Below are 1,296 nucleotides of genomic sequence, written 5' to 3'. Positions count from 1 at the left end.
AGTGTATGACCGGATACATAGGTGACAGATCAGACCGGGAACATAGGTAACACTTTTCAGTCTATCCGGAGCACACTCTCGGTTTTTCGGTCGTAGTACGCAAGTGTTATTCCATTAAAGATGATGGCCTCAAGGCCATCATCCTGTTCTTCCAGCATGATGTATTCGCCAGTCAGCGCTTCACTCAGGAATACCGTCCCCTTTTTCCCCATATAGAGTGTCCCCCTCGATTTCACCCTGTAAACCGTACCTCCTTCCGGATAAGCATATTCAGGAACACGGCCATCCCAGTGTCGGTTCGAGGGTTGCCATACCGTTCCGGGCGTTGCACCCGCCAGGGCTTCATGCGGCCTTTCGTGGTTAAATTCTTCCCGGTAGTCACTGAACCACCGCTGTTGTTCTTCCATCGTCATGAAGGTGTTGCCCTGTTTCACCGCACTTTTCAGCGAGCGGTGCATTCGCTCATGACGGCCATTTTCTTCCGGATGCCCCTTTCTGATACGCTCCGGCCTGATGCCCAGCTTGATTAGCCAGACGGCAAGACGACTTAATCCGGCTATCCCTGTTCCCGCGAAGGGCTGACCATTATCGGTTCTGAGTACTTCCGGCAGACCGTATTCCAGGAAGGCATCTGTCAGGCACTTTCTGACGAAGGGTTCGCTCTCCCGGTCTGTTCCCCGGCAGCTCAGAAGATACCGGCTGTGATTGTCGGTCAGGGTGAAGGGATGGCAGTACTCTCTGCTCAGCAGCCTGAACTTGCCTTTAAAATCAGCGCTCCAGACCTGATTGTTCTCGCTGATGGTCGTCAGGGGCTGGCGATTGCCCGGGGTTCTGCGTTTCCGCTTTTTATCCGGAACCAGGCCTTCGCGCTTGAGAATATCGCCGATAGTGCTGGCAGCAGGTACGGTAAAATCGACATGATGGTTGAGCATCCACATCCGCAGTTTTTTAGGGCCCCAGTCCGGGTGTTTTTGCCTCAGGGCCGTAAGTTGTGCAGCGATATAATCAGGAACTGTCCGGGAGTGGGAGTGCGGAACACGCGACCGGTCAGAGAGAGATGACAGGTCAGAGGGGTCAAAACGCTGAAGCCATTTGTAACCGGTTTTTCGACTGATGCCGAAGAGACGGCAAAGAGCGGAGAAAGAGTCCGTACCTGCATGGCAGGCACGGATAAAATCGAGGCGTTGCATAGGTCGGGTCTCAGTCCAGGGCATAGCGAGTCTCCTCTTCTATGCCAGTTATAACTGTTACCCATGTATCCGGTCTAAAGTGTTACCCATGTTTCCGGTTCATACC

General features: G+C 53.4%; 1 protein-coding gene. It reads right to left on the bottom strand.

What is annotated here, in order from left to right; genetic code table 11:
* Window positions 1–56 precede the first annotated feature (56 nt).
* Window positions 57–1,190 (bottom strand): DDE-type integrase/transposase/recombinase, encoded by a 1,134-nt coding sequence (locus FHD02_RS23945; RefSeq protein WP_249935533.1) that lies wholly within the window; start codon window positions 1,188–1,190, stop codon window positions 57–59.
* Window positions 1,191–1,296 lie beyond the last annotated feature (106 nt).

Origin of the sequence: Citrobacter sp. EC_71, from assembly GCF_019584005.1 — a bacterium.
Lineage (GTDB): Bacteria > Pseudomonadota > Gammaproteobacteria > Enterobacterales > Enterobacteriaceae > Citrobacter > Citrobacter werkmanii.
The sequence above is the reverse complement of the archived record's forward strand: the minus strand, read 5'-3'. Positions and strand labels throughout refer to the sequence as shown.

Bases quoted from the DNA above. Each gene is read 5' to 3' on its own strand.
- FHD02_RS23945 (WP_249935533.1), bottom strand. From the start codon at position 1,190: ATGCAACGCCTCGATTTTATCCGTGCCTGCCATGCAGGTACGGACTCT.